The 19,070-nt window shown below is 39.6% G+C and carries 17 protein-coding genes and 1 tRNA gene; 10 read left to right on the top strand and 8 right to left on the bottom strand.

Annotated elements, in window-relative coordinates; translation table 11 throughout:
• The first annotated feature begins 422 nt into the window (after positions 1-422).
• From glf to ASG14_RS05635, 4 genes are all read left to right on the top strand, one after another.
• Entirely contained in the window at positions 423-1,550 is a 1,128-nt protein-coding gene (glf, locus tag ASG14_RS05650; protein ID WP_056870013.1) for a UDP-galactopyranose mutase, read from the top strand.
• An 8-nt stretch (positions 1,551-1,558) separates the two neighbouring features.
• A complete protein-coding gene (locus tag ASG14_RS05645) occupies positions 1,559-2,704 on the top strand; it encodes a glycosyltransferase family 1 protein (RefSeq protein WP_056870012.1) in 1,146 nt (381 codons plus the stop codon).
• Positions 2,704-3,855: a hypothetical protein gene (locus ASG14_RS05640; RefSeq protein ID WP_056870011.1), complete on the top strand. Its 1,152-nt coding sequence runs from the start codon at positions 2,704-2,706 to the stop codon at positions 3,853-3,855. The genes ASG14_RS05645 and ASG14_RS05640 overlap by 1 nt, the downstream gene beginning before the upstream one ends.
• 260 nt (positions 3,856-4,115) lie before the next feature.
• Positions 4,116-4,652, top strand: coding sequence for a DUF4142 domain-containing protein (locus ASG14_RS05635; RefSeq protein ID WP_056870010.1), 537 nt, complete (start codon positions 4,116-4,118; stop codon positions 4,650-4,652).
• A 215-nt stretch (positions 4,653-4,867) separates the two neighbouring features.
• On the opposite strand, the gene ASG14_RS05630 is transcribed toward ASG14_RS05635, so the two are convergent.
• The 3 genes from ASG14_RS05630 to ASG14_RS05620 form a co-directional block, all read right to left on the bottom strand.
• A complete protein-coding gene (locus ASG14_RS05630) occupies positions 4,868-7,060 on the bottom strand; it encodes a glycoside hydrolase family 97 protein (RefSeq protein ID WP_235528524.1) in 2,193 nt (730 codons plus the stop codon).
• Positions 7,061-7,141: 81 nt separating this feature from the next.
• Positions 7,142-8,395 (bottom strand): DUF2130 domain-containing protein, encoded by a 1,254-nt coding sequence (locus tag ASG14_RS05625; protein WP_056870009.1) that lies wholly within the window; start codon positions 8,393-8,395, stop codon positions 7,142-7,144.
• A gap of 89 nt (positions 8,396-8,484) precedes the next feature.
• Entirely contained in the window at positions 8,485-8,865 is a 381-nt protein-coding gene (locus ASG14_RS05620) for an OsmC family protein (RefSeq protein ID WP_056870008.1), read from the bottom strand.
• 106 nt (positions 8,866-8,971) lie between these two features.
• On the opposite strand from ASG14_RS05620, the gene ASG14_RS05615 reads away from it, so the two are divergent.
• Together ASG14_RS05615 and ASG14_RS05610 are read left to right on the top strand one after the other, a co-directional pair.
• A complete protein-coding gene (locus ASG14_RS05615; protein ID WP_056870007.1) occupies positions 8,972-9,337 on the top strand; it encodes a YtxH domain-containing protein in 366 nt (121 codons plus the stop codon).
• A gap of 53 nt (positions 9,338-9,390) precedes the next feature.
• Complete coding sequence (locus ASG14_RS05610; protein ID WP_082491354.1) at positions 9,391-10,140, top strand: YdcF family protein; 750 nt, start codon at positions 9,391-9,393, stop codon at positions 10,138-10,140.
• A 30-nt stretch (positions 10,141-10,170) separates the two neighbouring features.
• Here the strand turns inward: ASG14_RS05610 and obgE are convergent, their stop codons facing one another.
• The 5 genes from obgE to ASG14_RS05585 form a co-directional block, all read right to left on the bottom strand.
• On the bottom strand, positions 10,171-11,166 hold the full coding sequence (gene obgE / locus ASG14_RS05605) for a GTPase ObgE (RefSeq protein WP_056870005.1): 996 nt from the start codon (positions 11,164-11,166) through the stop codon (positions 10,171-10,173).
• A gap of 116 nt (positions 11,167-11,282) precedes the next feature.
• Entirely contained in the window at positions 11,283-11,852 is a 570-nt protein-coding gene (locus ASG14_RS05600) for an adenylate kinase (RefSeq protein ID WP_056870004.1), read from the bottom strand.
• Positions 11,853-11,925: 73 nt separating this feature from the next.
• Positions 11,926-11,999: transfer RNA gene (locus ASG14_RS05595), tRNA-Arg, on the bottom strand.
• Between the two features lie 98 nt (positions 12,000-12,097).
• On the bottom strand, positions 12,098-12,562 hold the full coding sequence (locus ASG14_RS05590) for a redoxin domain-containing protein (protein WP_056870003.1): 465 nt from the start codon (positions 12,560-12,562) through the stop codon (positions 12,098-12,100).
• A 91-nt stretch (positions 12,563-12,653) separates the two neighbouring features.
• On the bottom strand, positions 12,654-13,562 hold the full coding sequence (locus ASG14_RS05585) for an SDR family oxidoreductase (protein ID WP_056870002.1): 909 nt from the start codon (positions 13,560-13,562) through the stop codon (positions 12,654-12,656).
• 400 nt (positions 13,563-13,962) lie between these two features.
• On the opposite strand from ASG14_RS05585, the gene atpD reads away from it, so the two are divergent.
• From atpD to ilvD, 4 genes are all read left to right on the top strand, one after another.
• The gene (gene atpD / locus ASG14_RS05575; RefSeq protein WP_056870000.1) at positions 13,963-15,465 is read left to right on the top strand and encodes a F0F1 ATP synthase subunit beta; all 1,503 of its coding nucleotides are present in this window, start codon (positions 13,963-13,965) and stop codon (positions 15,463-15,465) included.
• 81 nt (positions 15,466-15,546) lie between these two features.
• On the top strand, positions 15,547-15,792 hold the full coding sequence (gene atpC, locus ASG14_RS05570) for an ATP synthase F1 subunit epsilon (RefSeq protein WP_056869999.1): 246 nt from the start codon (positions 15,547-15,549) through the stop codon (positions 15,790-15,792).
• Positions 15,793-16,351: 559 nt separating this feature from the next.
• Positions 16,352-17,242, top strand: a complete 891-nt coding sequence (locus ASG14_RS05560; RefSeq protein ID WP_056869997.1) for an aminotransferase class IV — start codon at positions 16,352-16,354, stop codon at positions 17,240-17,242.
• Between the two features lie 110 nt (positions 17,243-17,352).
• Complete coding sequence (ilvD, locus tag ASG14_RS05555) at positions 17,353-19,035, top strand: dihydroxy-acid dehydratase (protein ID WP_056869996.1); 1,683 nt, start codon at positions 17,353-17,355, stop codon at positions 19,033-19,035.
• Positions 19,036-19,070 lie beyond the last annotated feature (35 nt).

Genomic DNA, 19,070 nt, shown 5'->3' with positions numbered 1-19,070 from the left:
ATCAACGTTTCCATGCGATTCATTTTTAGTGTTAGAATTAATACGCGGAACGATATGATTAATACCCAATTTTTAAGCCTATATCCGTTAAAGGATTTTTTTAAATACACAAGATACTGATAATCAATATTTTGAAGTCTAACTAATCTTTCACAAGTAAAGCCGTTCCCATTAGCTGATAAAACTATTTTTATTTAGGGCCAGTTATATCTTCGATGTCCCTGAACGATTTGGAGACCAATTAAGAACCAGATTTGAGTGCCACGAGGGCTTGTAATGCCCACTGGATTGAAAGACATGAATCTTTAACTAGACTCAGGTTCACGTTCATTCAAAAGACGGCAGTGTCATCATTATTTGTGTGTTAAAAATAAAACTAGAAATGAACGCAACCCGCCAAAATTCTGCAAAACCCGACGCGTATGCCGAGATATGATTACCTGATTGTAGGAAGCGGGTTGTTCGGCTCTGTGTTTGCTCATGAAGCCACCCGCAGAGGGAAAAAATGTTTGTTGATAGACAAAAGAAACCACGCAGGGGGAAATATCTACTGCGAAAAGGTAGAAGAAATAAACGTTCATAAATATGGTGCCCATATTTTTCATACAAATGATAAAGCGGTTTGGGATTTCGTAAATTCATTTGTTGAGTTTAATCGTTATACCAATAGCCCGGTAGCAGAGTATAAGGGAAAACGATACAATCTTCCATTTAACATGAATACCTTCTACCAGCTTTGGGGTGTAAAAACACCTAAGGAGGCTAAAGATAAACTTGCAACCGAGATCGGATTGGCCAGGGTGGAAAAACCAGTTAACCTGGAACAGCAAGCCCTATCTTTGGTAGGTAAGGATATCTACGAAAAACTGATTAAAGGTTATACCGAAAAACAATGGGGACGGCCTGCCACGGAACTTCCCGCCTTTATTATCAAAAGGCTACCCGTGCGGTTTACTTACGACAATAATTACTTTAATGACCGATACCAGGGCATCCCAATCGGAGGTTATAACAAATTGACAGACGGGCTGCTCGAAGGTTGTGAAGTTCAGCTTAATACAGATTATTTTTCTGACCGGGGCAAATGGGATAACGCTGCAGATTGCGTCGTATTTACCGGCCATATCGACCAATATTATGATTACCAGTTTGGCCAGCTTGAGTATCGCAGTTTAAAGTTTGAACATCAAATTTTAAACACCGATAACCATCAGGGTAATGCCGTAGTAAATTATACCGAACGTGATGTTCCTTACACCAGAACAATTGAACACAAGCACTTTGAGTTTGGCACACAAGCAAAAACAGTTGTAACCAAAGAGTATCCTGATGAATGGACCACAGGAAAAGAAGCATATTACCCGGTTAATGATGAGCGAAACACACGCATTTACGAAAAATATAAAGCCTTATCAAAACAGGAAGAGCACGTAATATTTGGCGGCAGGCTGGCAACTTATCAATATTACGACATGCACCAAATTATTGCTTCGGCACTTAAGGCCGCGAATGTTCATTTCGCCGTCGAGCAAATCGGTAACCAAATTTAAATCTTAAAATGAAATTAGAAAAATTCGCCTTTCCTAAAAACTTACTGTGCTTTTCTCAACTTCGGTGGGATTTCGTGTTTCAAAGGCCCCAACACCTCATGAGCCGCTTTGCGCAAGAAACAAATGTGTTTGTTTTGGAGGAACCGATATGGGACACGCAGGGAAATAATCGTTTTGTAATTGATAAAAGAACAGAAAAGCTAACCATCATCACCCCGCATCTTACGCACCAGGCAAACCCTGAGCACGAAAGGCTTACCATGCGTAACTTACTTACCGAGTTTTTAAAAAACCAAAACATGGCCGATTGGATTTTTTGGTACTACACGCCAATGGCATTGATGTTTTCTGATAACCACGGTCCCGCATTAACGGTATTCGATTGCATGGATGAGCTTTCTGCCTTCGACTTTGCTCCACCTGAACTGCTACAAATGGAAAAGGCACTTTTAACAACCGCAGACATTGTATTTACCGGCGGACATTCCCTACACGAGGCAAAGAAAGGCCAACATAACAACATTCATATTTTTCCAAGCAGCATCGATAAAGAACATTTTGCGCAGGCGAGGACAGCAATTGCAGAACCAGCAGACCAGGCCCGGATTGAAGGCATAAAACTGGGGTTTTTCGGGGTTATAGATGAACGTTTCGACAGCGCACTCATCAATGAAATTGCTGTGCAGAGGTCCAATTGGCAACTAATTTTGTTGGGACCGGTTGTAAAGGTTCCTTGGGAAAGCCTTCCTCATCATCCCAATATTCATTACTTAGGCCAAAAATCCTATAAGGAACTTCCTGCATATCTCTCCGGATGGGATGTTGCGATGATCCCTTTTGCAATCAATGCTTCAACCCGTTTTATCAGCCCAACCAAAACACCAGAATATCTGGCTGCGGGTAAGCGTGTTGTATCCACTCCAATCAGGGATGTGGTGCAGCCCTATGGTATAAGCGGACTTGTGTCAATCTCTTCAAACGCCGAAGAATTTATAAGTGAGGCAGAAAAAAGCATTGCTTTAGTCGACAAAACCAAATGGCTTGCTTCGGTAGATTTGTTTCTTAAGGATAAATCATGGGACAATACCTTCGCAGAAATGAAACAAAAAATGCTTTCTACCTTGCTTGAAAATAATAAATTACTGGCCAGCTGATGAAAAATACCTGTCCGTTCCGATCCTTTTGGATGGGTGGCTTTGAGTGTTCAGATCAGCTTAATCACTTTGGAAACAGGGTAGATCTGCTCAGTGAAACAGGACATATCGAAGCTGCCCGGGCCGATTATCGCCTGCTGGCTGACTTGGGGATATACACGGTACGCGAAGGCATTCGATGGAGTTTTGTAGAAGAACGGCCATATCACTACAATTTCGACACGGTAAAGACGATGATGGAAGCCGCAGCAGTTACCGGCATTCAACAAATTTGGGACATATGCCATTTTGGTTTTCCTGTGGATTTAAGTCCGCTACACCCCCATTTTTCAGAACGGTTTGTAAGCATTTGCACTGCCTTTGCAACCTTTCAAAAAAAAAATTATCCTAATGAACGATTAATTGTCACACCTGTTAATGAAGTTGGGTTCATTTCGTGGTTGGGCGGAGAACAAGCCAGTACAACGCCTTATGCAAAAGGGATAGGTTGGGATATAAAATACGCTTTGGTGAAAGCTTATATCCAGGGGATAAAAGCAATTAAGACTATTAACCCGGAAGCCTGGATAATGACCACCGAACCATTGGTAAACATTGTACCTGCATTAAATGCCAGTTTATATATGATCATGGATGCGGAAGAAAAACATGAAATCCAATATCAAACCACCGACATGCTAACTGGAAAAATCTGTCCGGAATTAGGTGGAGCTGCAGAATTAGTTGATTTCATTGGCTTAAATTTTTATTACAATAATCAATGGCTGGCCAACGAACCATCCTTTCTACCCTGGGCAAACGTGGATCCAGATCCAAGGTGGAGATCGCTTTCATCTTTGCTGGAGGAGGCTTACCTGCGCTATGAAATTCCAATTGTACTCTCGGAAACGAGCCACGCGGGCGAACACAGACCAAACTGGCTTGAAATGATTACGAAGGAATGTTTCAAAACATTGCAAATGGGCATTCCTTTGAAGGGCATTTGCCTGTATCCGATTATCGATCGGCCGGATTGGGACCACGGCCACTTTTGGCACCACTCCGGCCTTTGGGATGCGGATGCAAACAATCCCCATGCCCGAAACCTATACATTCCATATGCACAACAACTGGCGAAATCCATGGATATCATCAAGACGCTTTCATGTTGATTACTATCGCATTGAAGACAAACGCCCCAAGCACCTGAACGCGGTGTTTGTGAATGAAATAAAACACGCGGATATGTTTTATTAGATAAGCCTTTAGTTGTTAAAAGCTTTGAAAAATGTACCGGAATGTTTAATAATTCGCAAACCTGTAAATAAAAATCCGTGTTATTCTTACGATAAAAAAGTGTATGGTGACCTGGCATATGGGCCTTGCTCAAATGTCATTTAGCCTGATTCAAGAATTATAATAATCTATGACTATGGAAATTAAAGACACAAGCAACCGCCGGGAATTTCTCGCAAAATCAATTAAAACAGCTTTAGTAATTGGCGCTGGCGCCTCTGTTGCTGGGGGAGTACTAAATCCAGTTGCAGCAATGGCGCAAAATGCTGACACAGCACTGCAGGCAAAGATTGCGATGCTGGGTACGGCTTCCCTTCAAACCAGTCAGCTTGCATTAACCAAAGTCTCAAATGCTGAAGTAAAAATGTTCGCAAAATTTGAAGCTGCGGAACAGGAAGTGATGGGAAAAATACTTAAAGACATGGGCACAATGGTTCAGACACCAACGGCAGATGGCAAAGCGTTGCTCACCAAATTGCAATCTTTAAGCGGCGAAGCTTTCGACAGAGCCTTTATGCAGGGACAGGTGGACACGCATAAAAAATTAAAGGATGCAGTGTCGGCATTAATGAACGCAAGTAGTAATAAGCATGTTAAAAACGTTGCCAGTTTGGCATTGGCCACCATACAGGAACATACTGAAAGAGGCCAGATGCTACTGACAAGAATTTAAAAGCTCCACGTTATCCGAATAGCAAACCCATGCTGCTGGGCGAAGAGCTATTCAGCATCGTTAATTGCTTGCCATTCTTCAAAATGAAATCAATAACCGAGTTTTTGCAAAAATCAACCAGGATATTTTAGCAAAAAAAAGCCGCAGCGTAATGCTGCGGCTCAAGTTCAAAACTTTTATACTTTAATGTGAAAGTTATTTTCTTCAAATTAATCTCACTTAGCCATTATGCTGATTGCATAGCCACCACCTGGAGCACAATTTAAAGTCAACTTCGTTTTATTGGTAACTTCCATCTTACGGATGGTATAAGCTTTTGGGTTAGTTTCATAATTGGCATCTTTAGCATCAGCATAAATTGTTGCAGTATATTTTTTACCTGCATCTAAAAAGCTAAAGTCAATTTTCGAGGTGCGGGCAACTTCATCATTAGTGCGACCAACAAACCAATTCGCTTTACCTTTTGCTTTACGGGCAAATGTTATAAAATCTCCAGGCTCAGCCTCCAGAACTCTCGTCTCATCCCAGTCAACGGCTACATCTTTAATAAACTGAAAAGCATCCATATACTTGTTATAAGTTTCCGGCAAATCAGCAGCCATTTGCAGCGGACTATACATTGTTACATAGAGCGCCAACTGACGAGCCAAAGTACTGTGGACAAAAGAAGTGTTCTGCGGGTTGTAAACACTAACTTTTGTTTCAAATATACCAGGTGTATAATCCATCGGCCCACCAATTAAACGGGTAAAGGGTAATATCGTGGTATGGTCGGCATTGTTACCACCAAAAGCCTCGTATTCGGTTCCACGGGCAGATTCGTTTCCGATTAAATTTGGGTAAGTACGAGCCAGACCAGTAGGCCGCACCGCTTCGTGGGCATTCACCATAATCTTATATTCGGCAGCTTTTTGAATGGCGTACAAATAATGATTATTTAACCATTGCCCATAATGATGCTCTCCGCGGGGAATCATATTGCCCACATAACCACTTTTTACCGCATCATAGCCATTAGCCTTCATAAACTTATATGCCGTGTCTAAATGTCGCTCATAGTTACGAACCGAAGAAGAAGTTTCATGATGCATAATCATCTTAATTCCCTTGCTTGCTGCGTAGCGGTGTAATTCCTGCACATCAAAATCCGGATATGGTGTTACGAAATCAAAAACATAATCTTTCGTTTTTCCAAACCAGTCTTCCCAACCTTCATTCCAACCTTCAACTAAAACGGCATCTAATCCATTCTTTGCAGCAAAATCGATGTATTCTTTTACATGAGCAGTATTAGCGGCGTGCTTTCCGTTGGGTTTAGTCTTCGAGTAATCGGTAACGCCCAACTGCACGCTTGTTAAATCGTTATATGCCCAGGTACTTTTTCCGGTAATCATTTCCCACCAAACGCCTACATATTTCGTTGGCTTAATCCACGATACATCCTTAAATTTTGTTGGCTCGTTTAGGTTGTAAGTTAGTTTTGAGGTTAAAATATCGCCTGCCTTATCACTTACAATTATCGTTCTCCATGGAGATAAACAAGGAGCCTGCATATAGCCTTTGTCGCCAATTGCATCTGGTGTTAACCACGATTCTAAAACCATGTTTTTATCATCAAGATTTAGCGACATTAAGGAGTAGTTGATCAAGGCAGCCTCATGGATGTTGATGTACAAACCATCTTTGCTTTTCATCATTAGAGGGGTTTGTAAACCTGTTGGCGAAAAAGTAGTTTGCGATGCATTGGGCGTAACCGCTGCTTTCATTTTTCCTCGCACCTCTGACAAATTTGATGTAACTGTGCTGTATTCCTGAGTATCGTAATCGCCGGGAAGCCAGAACGCTTTATGATCGCCGGCAAGTGCGAACTGCGTTTTTTCTTCTTTTATCACAAAATAATCGAGGTTTTTTTGTTCCGGAAATTCATACCTGAAACCCAGTCCATCATTAAATAAACGAAAACGAACAATTATGAAGCGGTTGGTTTCTTTTTGCGTTAAGGTTACAGCCAACTCGTTGTAATGATTCACAATTTCCTTTACTTCACCCCAAACCGGCTTCCAGGTTTCGTTGAAAGTGCTCGTTTTGGTATCGGTGATGGCAAAGCCATTCATTAACGATTTACCTTCTTTAAGTTCTAAACCAAGTTTGCTGGTTTTAATAACATCCTTTCCCTTGTATTTTAAACTGTAGGTTGGTACGCCACCATCAGCCAAAGTAAAAGTGGCAGTCAAATTTGCATCAGGCGATTTCAGTTGTTGTCCGGAAACGTTCCCGAAAAAAAACAAAATGCAAATTAATGCTAAAAATTTAGAGCGGTTAAGGTATTTGTTGGTTGCTTTATTCACTTTGTATAATTTATTTGTGAGTCTTTTTTTCTTGTTTTTGAAACCATGTAAAACGGGCATTCCACACATTTCTGATTTTACTTCGGTTAGCCCGATGATGAGGCTGCGATTGTAAGCTTGCTTTTAGGCAAGGTCTTCCATTTAATCCAGTAATAATTGCTCTTCATCATCATCGGTTAAACTTAACTGTATACTATCGCTTCCGGCAATGCCTTCAATGGAGCCACGGATGTGTGTCGCATTCAATAAAACTTTTTCAAGTTGCTTCTCGCGAGCTTTCCACAAGCGTTCCATTGCATCACGTTCGCGTTGAATGGAAAGTTTCATGCTCAAAAAACCTTCACGGATAGCCTTCCATTGCTCCGAAAATTCGGCTCCGGTAAGGTAATCGTACAACATATGCATTTTATCTCCGCGGTTTTCCTGCGATTTCATTGCACTAGATAACCGTAAAATTCCGTCTCTCAATACGTAGGCCACGGCATTCACTTCCTCAAAAGAGCAAATCCACACACCATCTCGCTGGCCAAAGCAATCCATTCCTTTAGGGTAACACTGACTTACGATTACCGCAACATCAACACCCATGCTGCGCATATCTTTCTTCAACTTTTCAATCCAATCGCCACCGAAATCTTTCGTGCGTTTGCTTTCATAAATAATTTTGCCACACTCTTGCCCGAACTGGTTGCGTACAACCTGTACGCAATCTGCCCCCCGAACACCTTTACCAACCTCCTCAATTAAATCGAACGGAAAATTACTACGCAGCAATTCCTCTAAAATTAGTTCCTGAACCTCACCCTGCAACTGCATGCTGCCTTGTTCGGCTTTTCGTTTCATTTCTTCTGCTAATTTCTTCTGGTCGTCGAGTTGCTTTTCGAGTTCCTTTAAACGCAGCTGATGTTCAGTATCTTTAATGCTATTTTTTTCGGCTTCCTGTTTACGAATTTGCTCCACCAATTCAGTTCTTTGCTCCTGCATTTTACGCTGCAGAGAAAGTTCCATTTCCTGTTCTTTTAAAAGCAAACTTTCTTCGCGTTTCAAAAACTGAAGTTCCTTTTCGCGGGCAAGCTTTAATTTTTCGGCATTATCTTTTGCCGAACCCTCCAACATCTGCAGTTTAGTTTCGTAATCGGAAGCAATACTTTTTCGCAAATTCTCTTCTAAATCCGTTTTCAGCTTATTCTTCTCCTCAGCCATTTTGGTATCAAAGGCTTTCTGCTGCAACTGCTTTTCATTTTCGAGCGTTGCTAATTTGCGTTGAAATTCTTCATCTTTCTGCCTCGTAAAGGCGACCATTTTCTCACGCAACTCTTTCTTATAATCTTCGGCCATGGCTTCTTCCATAGGAAAAACATGAGCACAGCTAGGACATTTAATTTCGGTGGCCATAATAATTTATTCACTTCAGAAAAAACTGAAAGCCTACAAATATATTAAAGCTTTTTAGCATTGTGTAAACGAGTTTTGCACCGTTGCCTTTACAGTACTTTCGAACGAATATCATGGCCGGCAGCTAAAATTTTGCTTACCGGACACTTTGAAGCAATATCTTCAAGCCTGAGTTTCTGTTCATCCGTTAATTGGCCCGTGCAGGTAATTTCTTCTAAAAATATCGTTTCGGCGTTTTCAACACTGATATTAACTTCTACATCGATTTTATCTACCTCCCACCCTTTTCTGTCGATGTACATTCTCAAAGTAATTGCAACACAAGAAGCCAGCGATGCCATTAACAAACCTTTTGGAGCGAACCCCTTGTGTGTTCCGCCTAATTCAATCGGTTCATCTACCACAATTTCGTGCGAACCGTTAGTTACAGAACAGGCATAATGTTCTTTATTTATCGTTGCTTTTACCATTTTTTTTGAAGTTAATTGAACGATAAACTTAACAAATAATCTACTTATTAAGATTTTTATGAAACATTATAACATAGGATTTGTTCCTTTAAAAAAATGCTACGTTATGAAATACAGAAAGTTAATCGGAAAATATTTAACGAAGAAATCGGATAATAACGCACAAATCGCACTAGCTCTGGTTGCGGGTTTGGCTGCTGGGGCAATCATAAGTATTTTATTTGCTCCGGATAGCGGCGCTGGCACACGAGGGAAAATTGCCGGTGGCGCTAAAAATTTACGCTACGGATTTCAGGATAAATACAATTTGCTAAAGGAAAAAGTGTTCGGAGTTGAGGCAATTGAAAATGATATAGTGGAACATGAAGTTCCTCATTTTAAGCACACCGTTGCTAAAAAGCCAAAATCGAGCGTTAAAGAAATATTAGAAAACGCTCACGAAAACACTCAGGTTCAGGAAGGCCAGGGTTAAGGGGCAAAACACAATCGAAACATTTTATTAGTTTTACAGGATAATATCAACCCATGATTTTTATCCTCTCGAAGATTCTATTGTTTCTGATTAAGCCTTTCTTCTGGTGCTGCAGCCTGTTGGTTACTGCCTTTTTTATAAAAAGCCCGAAACTAAAAAGACGATTTTTTAGTTTCGGGCTCATCATTTTATTGTTGTTTTCTAACGGTTTCATCATCAGGAAAGTTTATAATTTGTACGAACCTGAATATCCCAAAGCAATAAAAAATTATGATGTAGCCATTGTGCTGGGCGGCTTTTCTGGCCTAAACAAACGTAATAACGATATCCAGTTTAACAGAACCAGCGACAGACTATTTCAAACCATTTCTTTATACCGAAAGGGCAAAATCAGAAAGATTTTGATTGCTGGTGGCAACGCCGACCTAACTGATAACCAGGTTAAAGAAGCCGATTTGGTAAAGGTATTTCTCCATCAAATTTGTATACCTGATTCTGACGTGTTTTTTGAGAATCAAAGCAGAAATACAATAGAAAACGCCAAATTCAGCAGGGCGATAATTGATAAGTATAATCCAAGCGCAAAGGTTATTGTTGTAACCAGTGCATGGCACATTCCGCGGGCAAAACTAATATTCGACAGGACCCTTGCAAATAAGCCAGACTATTTGCCTACAAATTACAATGGCGAGGTTTCGAAAATATCTTTCGACGATTTTGTTCCCGAAGCGGGCGCAATGTCTTCCTGGGATACACTATTTAAAGAATGGATTGGACTGGCTGTTGATAAAATCAGGAGTTAACGAATTTATTTCAAGCATCTCGTTGTATGATTATCCTTCTATAGCTTTAACCAACATATCCTTCAACTCCAAGATGTTTTTCTCAGCAACTGATGAAATAAAAATTGAAGGAATATTTGGTAAATCCTGCTTCATTTCGTCCATAAGTTCCTCATCCAGCATATCAGATTTTGTAATGGCCAAAACGTGCGGCTTTTGCATTAATTCCGGATTGTAGGATTCAAGTTCGCTTTTTAAGATTTCATATTCTTCTTTAATGCTTCGGCTAGTATCTGCAGGCACCATAAAAAGTAGTACAGAATTACGTTCTATGTGGCGTAGAAAACGGTAACCTAAACCCTTTCCTTTCGAGGCACCCTCGATGATGCCGGGAATATCTGCCATTACGAATGATTTACCGCCTCTATAACTTACAATGCCCAGGTTAGGAACAATTGTAGTGAAAGGATAATCGGCAATTTCGGGCTTGGCAGCAGAAACGACAGATAATAAAGTAGATTTTCCGGCATTTGGAAAACCAACCAGACCAACGTCGGCCAAAACCTTTAGTTCGAGAATATTCCAGATTTCTTTTCCAGGCTCACCAGGTTGCGCATAACGGGGAGTTTGTTGAACCGCATTTTTAAAATGTGCATTCCCTAATCCTCCACGGCCACCTGGCGTAAGTATTTTAGTCTCGCCATCTTTAGTTATTTCGAAAAGAACTTCTCCTGTTTCGGCATCTCTGGCAATTGTTCCAAGCGGAACTTCAAGAATTTCATCAGTACCTTGTTTCCCGAATTTATGCGAGCTTCCACCAGCACCACCGTCCTCAGCAATGATGTGTTTCCGGTATTTAAGGTGTAATAAAGTCCATATATGCACACTTCCTTTTACAATGATATGGCCTCCGCGACCGCCATCACCACCATCAGGACCGCCCATTGAAGTTAAAATATCACGATGCAAATGTGCAGAACCTGCCCCGCCTTTACCAGAACGACAACAAATTTTTACATAATCTACGAAATTTGAACCTTGTGACATATTGATTTTACATTTTAGATGGGCGATTTTTGTTGACAAAATTCGCTAAAAAACAAACATCCGCAAAAAACAACTAATGCTTTTTTTGCGGATGTTAAAACTTTAAATTCTACGGTTTAAAACTGATCGATTACAGCGCAAAGATCATTATAAACTGTTTCTATTTCTCCGATTCCGTTTACTTTTTTCAACTTTCCCTGCGCCTCATAATAAGGCAATACATGAATCGTTTTATCGAAGTATTCCGAAATTCGTTTCTTTAATTTCTCGGCATCATCATCCGGTCTGCCACTAATTTTGTGGCGCTCAGCAATGCGTTTGGTCAATTCAGTCTGGTCTACATCTAAAGCGATTACGCCGTCAATTTTACTGCCCTTGCGCTCCAAAAATAAATCGAGTTCTTTTGCCTGAGGAACAGTACGCGGAAAACCATCAAATACAAATCCCTTAGCTTCCGGATTTTTATCTACCTCTTCTTCAAGCATCGCAATCGTAATTGCATCTGGCACGAGTTCTCCATCCGCTAACAACTGACTAACTTTTTTCCCTAATTTGGTTTCTCCCTTAACATGCGCTCTGAACAAATCGCCGGTTGAAATGTGTATTAATTGATATTTTGATATCAATTTTTCGGATTGGGTGCCTTTACCCGCCCCCGGAGGGCCAAAGAGAACTAAATTAAGCATCAACGTGGTTTAGGTTATCTTTAAAATTAATAAAGCCTTACCGCCATGGGGCGACAAGGCTTCATCCAAATTGTGCACTTGTAGGGATTCGAACCCCAAACCTTCTCATCCGTAGTGAGATGCTCTATCCAATTGAGCTACAAATGCAATTCCGTTTGTTAACGGACTGCAAAAGTAAGATTTGAGTTTTAAATTCGCAATTAAATTTGAAAAAAAATCCAGGTCCTACCTTGCTTTTAATGAATTTAAGCTTTTAATGAATCATTAATCGCTTTAAAATCAGGCAAATCACCAGCATTCTCCAAAACTTCAGCATAAGCAATTTTACCCTCTTCATCTATTACAAAGGCTGCTCTTTTCGATACACCTTTTAATCCGAACACAAATTCATCGTAAAAAGCGCCATAAGCTGAAGAAACATCTTTGTTAAAATCAGACAGTAGTGGGAACTGATAGTTTTGAACTTCTTTAAATTTAGCTAACGAGAACGGAGAATCTACAGAAATACCCAGCACCTGTGCATCAATACCTTCATAGAAACTAAAATTATCTCTCATGGTGCAAAGTTGTTCGGTACATGTACCTGTAAAAGCCATCGGAAAGAAATGGATAATTACTTTTTTTCCTTTAAATGCTGATAAAGAAACTTCAGCTAAATCTGAACTGTATAATTTAAAATCTGGGGCTTGATCGCCAATTTGTAGTGACATATATTTTTTGTTTTGTTTTTTGTTTAAATTTATTTGGTCATTTGTTCATTATTTCGTTTGCCAAATGACCAATAAACTAATCACTAATGAACTAATTTACCTTTTTAATTTGCTCATCCACAATCTTCAAACCTTCCTCAAAGCTATGTGGATTGTAACCTAAATCTTTAACCGTTTTATCGAGTATAAAACCAGTTTTCACAGGTCGTTTTGCCGTTTGGTTTAAGCTCTCAGAACTTATTTCTGTAATTATCGATTTATCAAGCGCCCAATAATCGGCAACTTTCCGCACTAAATCTGCAATACTCATGTAATCTTTACCCGATACATGATAAATGCCGCTCGCATTCTGTTCAACAGCCAGCAAGCAGGCTTCTGCTAAATCTTCCGCCAGGGTCGGCATCCGATACTGATCATTCACCACATTAATTGGCAAACCCTTTTCTAGCGCACCTTTTGCCCAAAGCACAATATTGCTTCGGCTCATATCATTGTTAATGCCGTAAACCAATATCGTTCTTAAAATTGCCCAATCGGCTTTTGAGTTCTTTATTAATTCTTCGGCCAACACTTTCGATTCACCATAATAACTAACCGGATTGACGGCATCATCTTCTTTATAAGGCCCATCCGCACCATCGAAAACAAAATCGGTACTTAAATGGATGAGTTGAATATTCTTTTCTTCGCAAAGCGATAATAAATTTTGAACAGCATCTACATTTAACTGACGGCAAAGCTCTTTATTCGCCTCGGCAGTATCAACATTCGTCATTGCAGCGGTGTGTATAATCGCATCTGGCTTATGTTTTTCAATAACTGCTCTAACCTGAGCTGGATTTAGAATATCCATTTCTGCGTATTCATAACCATTTATTTTAGGGTAACGATTTGCAGCTTTTGAAGTTGCTATCAATTTCACCCTTCCCTCCGCTAAAACCTTTTCAGTTATTTTTTGCCCTAATAAACCGTTGCTTCCTGTTGTTAAAATGGTTTTCATTTATATTATTATAGTAATAAGTAATAAGCTACGATACCTTTGTTACGATCATCCCTATTAAAGATTGAAATTAACACAATTATAAATATGCAACAAACAAACTATATTTCTGCTTAACAAAAATGTAAAAGCGCCAAAAGAGGAAATAATTTCTCGTCAAACACCTAGTTCTATCACTTTTGACGATGACGTTCGGAAATTTAAATTCATCCATAAACAGTGAAAAAAATAGCTCCGTTTTGGCATTAGCCCGACTTGAAACAACCCCTTTTAATCATGTTGAAAAAATTTGTAATATATATTTAAAATTTACTTGGAATAACTTAACTTTGCCAACCGAATTGGAGCCCCTTGAAACTGCTTTAATTCATTGACTGTAATAAATTTACTCACAACAGATATGCCTAACTTAGGAAAAATAGCACAAATTATCGGCCCAGTGGTTGACGTTAGCTTTGCTGATGATGCCCATCTACCTAAAATTTTTGATGCGTTAGAAATAACGAAAGAAAATGGACAAAAAATCGTTTTAGAGGTTCAACAACACTTAGGTGAAGATCGCGTTCGTGCAATCTCGATGGATTCTACAGATGGTTTAGTGCGTGGAATGAAGGTACTTGATACTGGTTCAGCAATTAAAATGCCTGTAGGCGATCAAATTAAAGGTCGTTTATTTAACGTGGTTGGTGAAGCGATTGATGGTATTACAGCTGTAGATAAAGCAGACGGTCGTCCTATCCATGCTACTCCTCCTAAGTTTGAAGATTTATCAACCGAAACTGAAGTACTTTTCACTGGTATTAAAGTAATCGATTTATTAGAGCCTTACGCAAAAGGTGGTAAAATTGGTTTGTTTGGTGGTGCTGGTGTAGGTAAAACAGTATTAATCATGGAGTTGGTTAACAACATTGCTAAAGCTTATGCTGGTTTGTCAGTATTTGCAGGTGTTGGAGAGCGTACTCGTGAGGGTAACGATTTACTTCGTGAATTTATCGAATCGGGCGTAATCAATTATGGCGACGAATTCTTACACTCAATGGAAAAAGGTGGATGGGATTTGAAAGCTGTTGATACTGAAAAATTAAAAGAATCTAAAGCAACATTGGTTTTCGGTCAAATGAACGAGCCTCCTGGTGCACGTGCACGTGTTGCATTATCAGGATTAACTGTTGCAGAATATTTCCGTGATGGTGATGGCGAAGGCGCTGGAAAAGATATTCTTTTCTTCGTTGATAACATTTTCCGTTTTACACAGGCAGGTTCTGAGGTATCGGCTTTGTTAGGCCGTATGCCATCTGCAGTAGGTTACCAACCAACATTGGCAACCGAAATGGGTTTAATGCAAGAGCGTATTACATCAACAAAACGCGGTTCAATTACATCTGTACAGGCGGTATACGTACCTGCAGATGATTTAACTGACCCTGCACCGGCAACAACATTTGCCCACTTAGATGCAACTACTGTACTTTCCCGTAAAATTGCCGAGTTAGGTATTTATCCTGCGGTAGATCCATTGGATTCAACTTCACGTATCCTTTCTCCAGCGGTTTTAGGTGATGAGCATTATAACACTGCACAACGTGTTAAAGAAACATTACAACGTTATAAAGAACTACAGGATATCATCGCGATTTTAGGTATGGACGAATTATCTGAAGAGGATAAATTGGTTGTATCAAGAGCTCGCCGTGTTCAGCGTTTCTTATCTCAGCCTTTCCACGTAGCCGAACAATTTACCGGCTTAAAAGGTGTATTGGTTGATATCAAAGATACCATCAAAGGTTTCAATATGATTATGGACGGAGAAGTTGATGAATATCCGGAAGCTGCATTTAACTTAGTTGGTAGCATTGAAGATGCTATTGAAAAAGGTAAAAAATTATTAGCAGAAGCTAATTAAGACGTTGTACGTAATAAGTTATACGTTATAATTATGGTGGAAACGCTTAAAACTTAAAACGTAGAACGTAAAACTTTAAAAATGAATTTAGAAATATTAACTCCAGATAAAAAAGTTTACGAAGGTGAAGTAACGGCAGTTACTGTTCCGGGTACTTTAGGTTCTTTTCAGATTTTGAAAGACCATGCCCCTATCATCTCCACTTTAGAAGATGGGGAAGTAATTATCAAAGCGAACAAAACCGATGAACAACGCTTCTTTATCAAGGGCGGTGTGGTTGAAGTTATCCACAACAAAATTGTTGTTTTAGCGGAAGGTATTGCTTAATTGAAATTCTTATTGCTGAAAGCTCAGCATTTATAAAGCCTTTCCGATTTTCGGAAAGGCTTTTTTTTTGATTAATGTTTAATTAAAAAATTCAACTTTCGCTGTTTTTTTATTCATTTTAAGAAGAATGTAACCTATTTTATAATGCTTGCATAATAAACATACCGTATACCGTTTCGATATTTGGTATAAGGTTGACGGCATTAAATCACTAAATCTATTATATGATAGAATAATATTTGGTAGCAACGGTGTATTATAAAATATTATTCTAAATTCACTTTTTTTTGATTTCTCTTGCATATTAATGAACCAAAAACTAAATTGGTATTTATAAATCATCAGGAAATAATGACAATTCGAAGCAATACATTTTTTAATAATAGCGCTACAACCACAGGTGGTTTTGCGCTGTTGTTGCCTGTCATTATTCTCAATCTCCTACTCCTAATTTTAGGAAAGAAGACGGGTGGCTTTTAAATAGATTATTAATAATTAATATACTTAAAGCGTCCTGACAAAAACAGGACGCTTTTTTTAAATAACAAAACGCGGTATTATGAAATACTATAATTCTAATACGATTATTTACCTTGATGGTCGGTTCGAAAAAGCTATGGATAGCAGTACAGACTTATACGGGCAGTCGCTACATTATGGTTACGCTGCCTTCGAAGGCATTAGGGCTTATAAAACACATAATGGAAACCGCATCTTTAAGGCTGCAGCACATTTCGACCGCTTAGAACGTTCTTGTCAACTGGCAAACATTCCCTTTCCCTGGGATAAACAGGAGCTGATTAAGGAAACCTACAAGCTACTTACTTTAAATAAGTTAAAGGATGCTTATATCCGGCCCTTGGTTTTTTGCCACCCTAATATGAAGTTAAACAGTCCAGGTGGTGTTTCAATTTTTATATGCGCCTGGGACTGGGATGCCTACTCTGGAAATAAGCTTTTAAAGCTAAGCATTTCAGATTATGAAAGGCCAAATCCTAAATCGACTCCAATGGAGGCTAAATTGAGTGGAAATTATGTAAACTCGATTTTAGCCACAACTGCGGCCAATGTGAAAGGTTACGATGATGCCTTGCTGTTAGATATGCATGGATTTGTAGCTGAATCGTCGGGTGCAAACATTTTTCTTGAGAAAGACGGAAAGTTATACACCCCATCATTGGGCAATATTTTGCCTGGAATTACCAGGGCAACAGTGAAAGAACTTTGCACAGTTCTGGATATTGAATGCATCGAAAAAAAATTAACAGTTGAGGATTTAAGGAAGGCTGATGGTGCATTTTTATGTGGAACTGCTACAGAGATAGCAGGTATTGCCTCAATCGATGACATCGTTTTTCGTACCCTTTGGAGAGAATCAATAGGTTATACAATACAACGTGCTTATAAAAATCTTGTGCTTGAAAAAGTAAACTATGAGGTAATTATTTAGCAGAAAGCTGTTAACAGAAATTGTCTGGTAGGAAGTACCTTTTAAAATTATCTAATACCTGGCATGAATATAAATGAAAACCAATAGAACCAGAATATACATTTTAAACAATGAGCGAATTAAATAAGTACAGTAAAACATTTACACAAGACCCAACACAACCCGCGGCACAGGCCATGCTTTACGGAATCGGATTAACCGATGCAGATATGGCAAAAGCACAGGTTGGCATTGCAAGCATGGGTTACGATGGAAACACCTGCAATATGCACCTGAATGACCTTGCGAAAGATGTAAAGGCTGGGGTTTGGAAAAATGATTTAGTAGGCTTGATTTTTAATACGATTGGAGTGAGTGATGGCATGAGTAATGGCACCGATGGCATGCGGTACTCACTGGTTAGTCGCGATGTAATAGCAGACAGTATTGAAACCATTTGCGGCGGCCAATATTATGATGGAATAATTTCTATTCCTGGTTGTGATAAAAATATGCCTGGTGCAATTATGGCAATGGCTCGTTTAGATCGGCCTTCAATAATGGTTTACGGTGGCACAATTGCTCCTGGCCATTACAAGGGCGAGGAATTAAATATTGTTTCTGCTTTCGAAGCTTTGGGACAAAAAATTTGCGGAAATCTTTCTGAAGAAGATTATCAGGGCATCATTAAACACACTTGTCCGGGTGCCGGCGCTTGTGGAGGTATGTACACGGCAAATACCATGGCATCTGCTATTGAGGCTTTAGGTATGAGCTTACCTTATTCGTCTTCCAACCCTGCAATTAGTCCGGAGAAAAAGCAAGAGTGTCTAGACGCCGGAAAATACATCAAAATTTTATTGGAAAAGGATATCAAACCATCTGATATCATGACAAGAAAAGCGTTTGAAAATGCGATACGCTCGATTATTATTTTGGGTGGAAGCACCAATGCCGTATTGCATTTTATTGCAATGGGTAAGGCTATTGGTGTAGAAATTACTCAGGATGATTTTCAAAAGATGAGTGATGTTACGCCTGTGCTTGCAGACTTTAAACCAAGTGGTAAGTACCTGATGCAGGATTTACACCAGTATGGCGGTATACCCGCGGTGCTAAAGTACTTGTTGAACGAAGGTTTGTTACATGGCGATTGTTTAACCGTAACCGGGAAAACTGTTGCTGAGAACCTGGCCGATGTTAAATCCATTATGGACTACGACCAAAAAATTATTCAAAAATTGAGCGAACCCATCAAGCCAACGGGCCACTTGCAAATCCTTTACGGCAATCTTGCTGAAAAAGGATCAGTAGCAAAAATTTCTGGTAAAGAGGGAGAAAAGTTTGAGGGAGCTGCACGTGTTTTTGATGGGGAGCATGATTTAATTGCAGGCATTTCAAGTGGGCGGGTACAACCTGGCGATGTAATTGTGATTAAAAACTCTGGTCCGGTAGGTGCGCCAGGCATGCCTGAAATGTTAAAACCAACTTCTGCTATTATCGGTGCGGGTTTGGGGAAATCGGTTGCTTTAATTACCGACGGCCGTTTCTCCGGCGGAACACATGGTTTCGTAGTTGGCCACATCACGCCTGAATCTTACAAGGGCGGGTTGATTGGCTTGGTAGAGGATAACGATCCAATTTTAATTGATGCTGTAAACAATATTATAAGTTTACAGGTAAGCGAAGAAATTATCGCAGAGCGAAGAAAAAAATATGTTCAGCCAGCTTTAAAAGTAACTAAAGGTGTGCTTTATAAATATGCCAAAACAGTTTCAGACGCTGCCAGTGGTTGCGTAACTGATGAATATTAAATTTTAAAGTCATCCCGACAATAAATTAATATTTA

The organism is Pedobacter sp. Leaf194 (assembly GCF_001423945.1).
Classification (GTDB): Bacteria; Bacteroidota; Bacteroidia; order Sphingobacteriales; family Sphingobacteriaceae; genus Pedobacter.
The sequence above is the reverse complement of the archived record's forward strand: the minus strand, read 5'-3'. Positions and strand labels throughout refer to the sequence as shown.

Bases quoted from the DNA above. Each gene is read 5' to 3' on its own strand.
- glf (WP_056870013.1), top strand. From the start codon at position 423: ATGCCGAGATATGATTACCTGATTGTAGGAAGCGGGTTGTTCGGCTCT.
- ASG14_RS05645 (WP_056870012.1), top strand. From the start codon at position 1,559: ATGAAATTAGAAAAATTCGCCTTTCCTAAAAACTTACTGTGCTTTTCT.
- ASG14_RS05640 (WP_056870011.1), top strand. From the start codon at position 2,704: ATGAAAAATACCTGTCCGTTCCGATCCTTTTGGATGGGTGGCTTTGAG.
- ASG14_RS05635 (WP_056870010.1), top strand. From the start codon at position 4,116: ATGGAAATTAAAGACACAAGCAACCGCCGGGAATTTCTCGCAAAATCA.
- ASG14_RS05630 (WP_235528524.1), bottom strand. From the start codon at position 7,060: ATGCCCGTTTTACATGGTTTCAAAAACAAGAAAAAAAGACTCACAAAT.
- ASG14_RS05625 (WP_056870009.1), bottom strand. From the start codon at position 8,395: ATGGCCACCGAAATTAAATGTCCTAGCTGTGCTCATGTTTTTCCTATG.
- ASG14_RS05620 (WP_056870008.1), bottom strand. From the start codon at position 8,865: ATGGTAAAAGCAACGATAAATAAAGAACATTATGCCTGTTCTGTAACT.
- ASG14_RS05615 (WP_056870007.1), top strand. From the start codon at position 8,972: ATGAAATACAGAAAGTTAATCGGAAAATATTTAACGAAGAAATCGGAT.
- ASG14_RS05610 (WP_082491354.1), top strand. From the start codon at position 9,391: ATGATTTTTATCCTCTCGAAGATTCTATTGTTTCTGATTAAGCCTTTC.
- obgE (WP_056870005.1), bottom strand. From the start codon at position 11,166: ATGTCACAAGGTTCAAATTTCGTAGATTATGTAAAAATTTGTTGTCGT.
- ASG14_RS05600 (WP_056870004.1), bottom strand. From the start codon at position 11,852: ATGCTTAATTTAGTTCTCTTTGGCCCTCCGGGGGCGGGTAAAGGCACC.
- ASG14_RS05590 (WP_056870003.1), bottom strand. From the start codon at position 12,562: ATGTCACTACAAATTGGCGATCAAGCCCCAGATTTTAAATTATACAGT.
- ASG14_RS05585 (WP_056870002.1), bottom strand. From the start codon at position 13,562: ATGAAAACCATTTTAACAACAGGAAGCAACGGTTTATTAGGGCAAAAA.
- atpD (WP_056870000.1), top strand. From the start codon at position 13,963: ATGCCTAACTTAGGAAAAATAGCACAAATTATCGGCCCAGTGGTTGAC.
- atpC (WP_056869999.1), top strand. From the start codon at position 15,547: ATGAATTTAGAAATATTAACTCCAGATAAAAAAGTTTACGAAGGTGAA.
- ASG14_RS05560 (WP_056869997.1), top strand. From the start codon at position 16,352: ATGAAATACTATAATTCTAATACGATTATTTACCTTGATGGTCGGTTC.
- ilvD (WP_056869996.1), top strand. From the start codon at position 17,353: ATGAGCGAATTAAATAAGTACAGTAAAACATTTACACAAGACCCAACA.